This is a genomic window from Mycobacterium sp. TH-M106 (genome assembly GCF_057473765.1).
The window spans coordinates 1-6,391 of the sequence record NZ_JBYCLE010000052.1; the positions used below are offsets into that span (position 1 = coordinate 1).

At 65.8% G+C, this 6,391-nt stretch carries 5 protein-coding genes; 3 read left to right on the top strand and 2 right to left on the bottom strand.

What is annotated here, in order from left to right; all coding sequences use genetic code 11:
- The coding region (locus AC2VOP_RS01715) for a cytochrome P450 (protein WP_486959358.1) at window positions 1-844 on the bottom strand (844 nt) is incomplete at its 3' end.
- A gap of 128 nt (window positions 845-972) precedes the next feature.
- Between AC2VOP_RS01715 and AC2VOP_RS01720 the strand changes: the two genes are divergently transcribed.
- Window positions 973-3,909, top strand: a complete 2,937-nt coding sequence (locus AC2VOP_RS01720) for an MMPL/RND family transporter (RefSeq protein ID WP_486959359.1) — start codon at window positions 973-975, stop codon at window positions 3,907-3,909.
- A 34-nt stretch (window positions 3,910-3,943) separates the two neighbouring features.
- Here AC2VOP_RS01720 and AC2VOP_RS01725 read toward each other — a convergent pair whose 3' ends face one another.
- Window positions 3,944-4,723: a lipase family protein gene (locus AC2VOP_RS01725; protein WP_486959360.1), complete on the bottom strand. Its 780-nt coding sequence runs from the start codon at window positions 4,721-4,723 to the stop codon at window positions 3,944-3,946.
- 106 nt (window positions 4,724-4,829) lie between these two features.
- On the opposite strand from AC2VOP_RS01725, the gene AC2VOP_RS01730 reads away from it, so the two are divergent.
- Together AC2VOP_RS01730 and AC2VOP_RS01735 are read left to right on the top strand one after the other, a co-directional pair.
- On the top strand, window positions 4,830-5,213 hold the full coding sequence (locus tag AC2VOP_RS01730; RefSeq protein ID WP_486959361.1) for an ACT domain-containing protein: 384 nt from the start codon (window positions 4,830-4,832) through the stop codon (window positions 5,211-5,213).
- Window positions 5,214-5,426: 213 nt separating this feature from the next.
- Window positions 5,427-6,391: class I tRNA ligase family protein (locus AC2VOP_RS01735; protein ID WP_486959362.1), on the top strand; the 965-nt coding region annotated here is incomplete at its 3' end.

Here is a 6,391-nt window from a genome sequence, read left to right on the forward strand (position 1 = left end):
GCGGATGCCGGCGCAGCCGTTCCACGATCCAGGCCAATTGGTTTGCGGTCGTCTCATGGCCGGCGGAGACGAAGGTCAGCAGCTCGTCGGCGACATGCCGATCCGGCAGCGGCTCACCGCTCTCATAGCGGGCCCGCAACAGCAGCGCGAGCACGTCGTTGCGGTCCTCGAAAGCCGGGTCGACCCGCGCCTTGGCGATGAGCGCGTCCATCACGTCGTCTAATCGCCTACGGCGGCGCAGCAACCGTCCCTTCGGGCTCCACCGGCCGAAGTCACGGCTCACGATGGACGGCATCAGGTGCAGCAGGGAGCCGATCGTGACCAGGCTCGGGATCAGGCTGCGAAGTTCGTCCAGCACGGCGGGGTCGTCGCCGAACATGGTGCGCAGGATCGAGTTGAGGGTCAGGCGGGTCAGCGACCCGAGCGTTTCGAACTCGCGGCCCTGTGGCCAGGTCGCGGTCTCGCGGAGCACCTCATCTTCGATGATGTGTTCGTAGCTGCCCACTCGCGATCCGTGAAACACCGGAAGCATCACCCTGCGGCGGGCGAGGTGCTCTTCGCCGTTGAGACTGAACGTCGATCCGGGGCCGAACACGCCGCCGAGGTTGGTCGGGCGCTCGATCACGTCATGACTCGCGGCGAACACCTCCTTGACCAGTGTCGGATCGCTGATGACCACCGTCTTGCCGAAGACCGGCAGGTTGATGGTGAACGTAGGGCCGTAGCGTCGCCCCAGTGCGGGCACCACCTCACACAGTGCGGCCAAGAACGCGATGCCTTGGATGGTCTTCGGCAGCCGCGGCCCCGGTGGCAGGTGTGCCGGCTCGGTGGTGGCCGTCAGCATGTGAATCCCTCTTCGTCGCGTCTCGGTAACAGTGCCGAAAGTATTCCACCACCCAGGGCGCGACGGCATAAATGCAGGTAGCGTGTTCGGTGGCTGCAACGGGTGAAGGGGAGGGACGTCTACACGGCATGAGGACGCAACACCGGGGCCATCCGCGGCCGTTCATCGCTGGAACGGTTCGCAGATTCGCGGTGCCGATCATCCTCGGATGGTTGACGCTCACTCTGCTGCTGAGCATCGGCGTGCCGTCCCTGGAGCAGGTCGCCAAAGATCGAGCGGCATCGCTGAGCATCACAGAGGCACCGTCGATAAGGGCGATGACGCGCATCGGCGAGTTGTTCGGCGGATCGACGTCCGACAGTGTCGCGATGATCGTTGTGGAGGGCGACCAACCTCTCGGCGACGAAGCCCACCGCTACTATGACGAGTTGATTCGCCGCTTGAACGCCGACACCACGCATGTGCAGCACATCCAGGATTTCTGGGGAGACCCGCTGACCGCGTCGGCAGCCCAAAGCCCGGACGGCAAGGCCGCGTATGCCCAGGTGAACCTCGCCGGCAACCAGGGCGAGGTGCTGGGAATCCAATCCGTCGACGCCGTCCGCGACATCGTGGCGCAGATCCCCGCACCAGACGGGATCAAGACCTACGTCACCGGCCCGGCGGGACTCATAGCTGATTCGAACCACAGCGGTGAACGAACGGTCGTGAAGGTCACTGTGGCCGCAATCGTGGTGATCTCCATCATGCTGCTGTTGGTGTACCGCTCGGTCACCACCGCGGTCTTCCTGCTGGCCATGGTCGGTGTCGAACTGGCGGCGGTCCGGGGCGCCGTCGCGTTCCTCGGTCACGTCGGTTCCCACGGCCTCGTGGGGCTGTCGACTTTCGCGGTCAACATCCTCGTCACGTTGGCGATTGCGGCCGGCACCGACTACGGCATCTTCTTCATGGGCCGCTACCACGAGGCGCGTCAGGCCGGCGAGGATCGCCAGACCGCCTACTACACCACCTACCGCGGGGTGGCCCATGTGATTCTGGCGTCCGGCCTGACGATCGCCGGGGCGACGTACTGTCTGAGCTTCACCCGGCTGCCGGTTTTCCACACCATGGGCGCCCCGTGCGCGGTAGGCATGCTGGTCGCGGTTGCGGTCGCGCTCACCCTGGTGCCCGCAGCTTTGACCGTCGCGAGCCGGTTCGGCTTGCTCGAGCCGAAGCGCGCCGTGTCGGCCCGCGGCTGGCGACGGGTGGGAACCGCAGTCGTGCGCTGGCCCGCGCCCATTTTCGTCGCGACCTGCGCGGTCGCGCTGGTCGGTCTGCTGGCCCTGCCGGGCTACCGCGTCAGCTACAAAGACCGGCTCTACATGCCGCGCGACGTTCCCGCGAATATCGGCCTGGCAGCCGCCGAACGGCATTTCTCGCAGGCCCGGATGCTGCCCGAAGTGCTGATGCTCGAATCCGACCACGACCTGCGTGACTCTGCGGACTTTCTGGTGCTCAACAAACTGGCCAAGGCCGTCTTCAACGTCGAAGGCGTCGCATTGGCGCAAGGCGTCACCCGTCCTGAGGGCACACCGATCGAGCACACATCCATCCCGTTCCTGCTGAGCATGCAGAACGTCGGGCAGCTGCAGAATCTGCAGTTCATCAAGGACCGGGTCGCCGACATGGGCAAGCAAGCCGACCAGCTCGCCACGACCATCGCCACGATGGAGAACGCCTATTCATCGATGCAGCAGCTCACCGGCAACACGCACCACATCGTCGGTGTCACGAAGGAAATGGCGGACATCACCAAGCAGATGCGTGACCGTCTCGCCGATTTCGACGAGTATTCCCGACCGCTGCGCAGCCAGTTTTATGCGAAAGACGACTGCTACGACACCCCGCTCTGCTGGGCGATGCGTTCGGCATACGAGGCGTCGGACGGCGTGGACCAGATCGCCGAGAAGCTGGACCAACTCGACCCGGACCTCAACAACGTCGACACGGTCATGCCGCAACTGCTCGCGCTGCTGCCGCCGCAGATCGCCGCGCTGAAAGGCCTGCGGACCATGATGCTGACCATGCACAGCACCATGGCCGGAATCATCGCGCAGATGGAGGACCTGGGCGGCGACGCAGCCGCCATGGGACAGGATTTCGACGCCGCGAAAAGCGACGACTCCTTCTACCTGCCCCGGGAGGTGTTCGACAACCCGGATTTCCAGCGGGTCATGAAGTTCTTCATCTCACCCGACGGAAAAGCGGCGCGCTTCATCATCACCCACAGCGGCGATCCCGCCACGACCGACGGCATCGCGCGGGTCGACGCGATAAAGAAGGCCGCCGAGGGAGCGATCAAGGGAACACCCCTGGCGAATTCCAAGATCTACGTCTCTGGCACCTCGGCGATCTTCAAGGATCTACGGCAGGGCTCGACCTACGACCTGCTGATCGCAGGGATCGCGTCGCTGTGCATGATCTTCATCATCATGCTGCTTATTACCCGCAGCTTCGTTGCGTCCCTGGTCATCGTGGGGACCGTCGTCGCGTCGCTGGGAGCATCGTTCGGACTGTCCGTACTGCTGTGGCAGTACATTCTCGGCTTCGATCTGCACTGGCTGGTGCTGGTGATGTCGGTGATCATCTTGTTGGCGGTGGGATCCGACTACAACCTGCTGCTGGTCGCACGGTTCAAAGAAGAGATCGGCGCCGGGCTGAAGACGGGCATCATCCGTGCGATGGGGGGCACCGGCAAGGTGGTGACCGCCGCTGGCCTGGTGTTCGCGTTCACCATGGCGTCCATGGCGGTCAGCGACCTGATGGTGGTCGGCCAGGTAGGCACCACGATCGGTCTCGGCCTGCTCTTCGACACGCTCGTCATCCGGGCGTTCATGATGCCGTCCGTCGCCGCGCTGCTGGGCCGCTGGTTCTGGTGGCCGATGAAGGTCCGGTCGCGGCCTGCCCGCTCGCACGAACGCGCCGGCGAGGACGGCTCGACCATCGAGCTGCCGGTGCCAGGCGCTAACGGCTCGGGGAACGGTTCGGGTAATGGCCGGCGGATCGGGCACTCGCTGCACCACTGAGGCGCTGGGTGAGTTGGTCGGATGGAAAGACCGGTCAGCTCTGCGTCGCTATCAGCGCGGACAGGCCGTCACGGTAGGCGACCAGGCTGTGACGCCACACGACGTCGACCGGCCCGCCACTGTCCACCGCGATCTCGGCGCCGACGTGCACGTACGGTGCCGGCGGCACCAGCGGCACGATGTCCAGGAAATTCACCACCCGAAAACACGATTCGATAACCGCGTTGAACGCAGCGGCGAAATCGGGCAGCCCGACGCGCGGCCCACCGAACGTGACGAGCCGAGGCTCGGCGGTGTTGGCCGCCGTCGACGGCAAGGCCCGGGAGATGTCCGGTGCCGCGAGCACGGCCAGCGCCGCGCCGAGGCTGTGCCCGGTGAGCAGGATCTTCTCGCAGCCGGCGGTGGCGCCGGCCAGGTTGGCAGCGATGCTGGCCCGGACGCACTCGTAGACGTCCTGAAAACCGCCATGCACCTGCCCGAAACCGCTGACCGGCAGGTACGTCGCGGGGATGACGTCGACGTCCGCCAGCCAGTCGGACAGGTCCGAGCTGCCGCGAAACGACACGAATGCGGTCCGGCTGCTTGCGTTGCGGCCCATCAAGCCGAAGATGTTGGTGTCCTTCACCATCGCCGTCATCGCGGGGTTCGGGCCGGGTTTGCTGGTTGCTGCGGCGACCTTCGCGCTGTCAGCCTCGATGAGCGCGGTCTGGGTGAATCCGGACGGCAGGTCCGGCTTGCTACCGTCCATCACCGTGTAGGCCGCGACCGCCAGCGGCAAGTCCACGTCCCGGGTAGCCGTCGCGTCGAACGCCACGCTGGCAGTCTAAAAGCCGGTCGAATTTCAGCTGACCCGGCTCCTCCCGACGCAGTAGCGTTGTGATGTATGCCACGGCCAGAGTGCTGCGAAGGGAGCCTCCGCGATGGCCACCGATCTGACGCTCTACCTGGACGACGTGCCGGGTGAGCTGGCCCGGGTGGGCGACATGCTGGGCAACGCGGGCGTCAATATCTCCGGGATGTGTGCCGTGGCCAATGGCGGGGGGCAGGCCGAGCTGCATGTCCTGGTGCAAGACTCCGCGCTGGCGTTCGAAGCGCTGCAGCACGCGGGCATCGTCGTGGCCGAAGAGCAGGAGGTGATCGTTCTCGACGTCGAGGATCGGCCCGGCGCGCTCGCCGAGGCCGTCCACAAACTCGGTGTCGCAGGCGTCAACCTGGCGACTGTCTACCTGGCGAGCCACACCCGGCTGGTGTTGGCGGCGGACAGCGCGGACAGCCTGGCCGATGCGAAGGCGGCGCTCGGCTGAATTAGAATCTCGCCAACGGCAGCGATCCGGCCATCACCGGGGAAGCCTTCGGAAGAAAAGCTCGATTTTGGCCGAGCCCAGTAGAACCGAACGGGTAGGCCCGTCACAGCCTCATCGAGCGGTCGTGCATCCGCGCGGCAAGCGGGGTGGTACCGCGGCGGTCCAGTGCGATCGTCGTCCCCGGGCCTGACAGTGGCACTAGGGAGACGACGCGTGCACAGCTACCCCAAGCCGGACGGCGGCACCCCCGACTTCCCGGCGGCCGAAGCAAAGGTGCTCGACTACTGGGCAGCCGACGACACTTTCCGGGCCAGCATCGCCCGCCGCGCAGGGGCTCCAGAGTACGTGTTCTACGACGGGCCGCCGTTCGCCAACGGTCTGCCGCACTACGGGCATCTGCTCACCGGCTACGTCAAGGACATCGTGCCGCGCTACCGCACCATGCGCGGTTACCGGGTGGAGCGGCGGTTCGGCTGGGACACCCACGGCCTGCCGGCCGAGCTGGAGGTGGAACGGCAACTCGGCATCACCGACAAGGCTCAGATCGACGCGATGGGCATCGCCGAGTTCAACGAGGCGTGCCGTGAATCGGTGTTGCGTTACACCGACGAGTGGCGCGCCTACGTGACCCGCCAGGCCCGCTGGGTCGACTTCGAGCACGACTACAAAACGCTGGACTTGCCGTATATGGAATCGGTGATCTGGGCCTTCAAACGACTGTGGGACAAAGGTTTGACCTACGAGGGCTACCGGGTGCTGCCGTACTGCTGGCGCGACCAGACCCCGCTGTCCAACCACGAGCTGCGGATGGACGACGACGTCTATCAGCGTCGTCAGGATCCCGCACTCACCGTCGGCTTCAAGATCGCCGACGGTGACCTGGCCGGCGCTCACCTGCTCGTATGGACGACGACACCGTGGACGCTGCCGGCCAACCTGGCGGTCGCGGTACACCCTGACGTGACCTATGTGCAGGTCGCAGCGGGGGAGCGGCGGTTCGTGCTGGCCGAGGACCGGTTGGCAGCTTATGCCCGCGAACTCGGGGAAGCACCCGACGTGCTGGGCCGCTACCGCGGTTCGCAGCTGCTGGGCCAGCGGTATCTGCCGCCGTTTCGGTACTTCGCCGACGCGCCCAACGCTTTTCGGGTGCTGGCGGCCGATTTCGTCTCCACCGAGGA

Bases quoted from the DNA above. Each gene is read 5' to 3' on its own strand.
- AC2VOP_RS01720 (WP_486959359.1), top strand. From the start codon at position 973: ATGAGGACGCAACACCGGGGCCATCCGCGGCCGTTCATCGCTGGAACG.
- AC2VOP_RS01730 (WP_486959361.1), top strand. From the start codon at position 4,830: ATGGCCACCGATCTGACGCTCTACCTGGACGACGTGCCGGGTGAGCTG.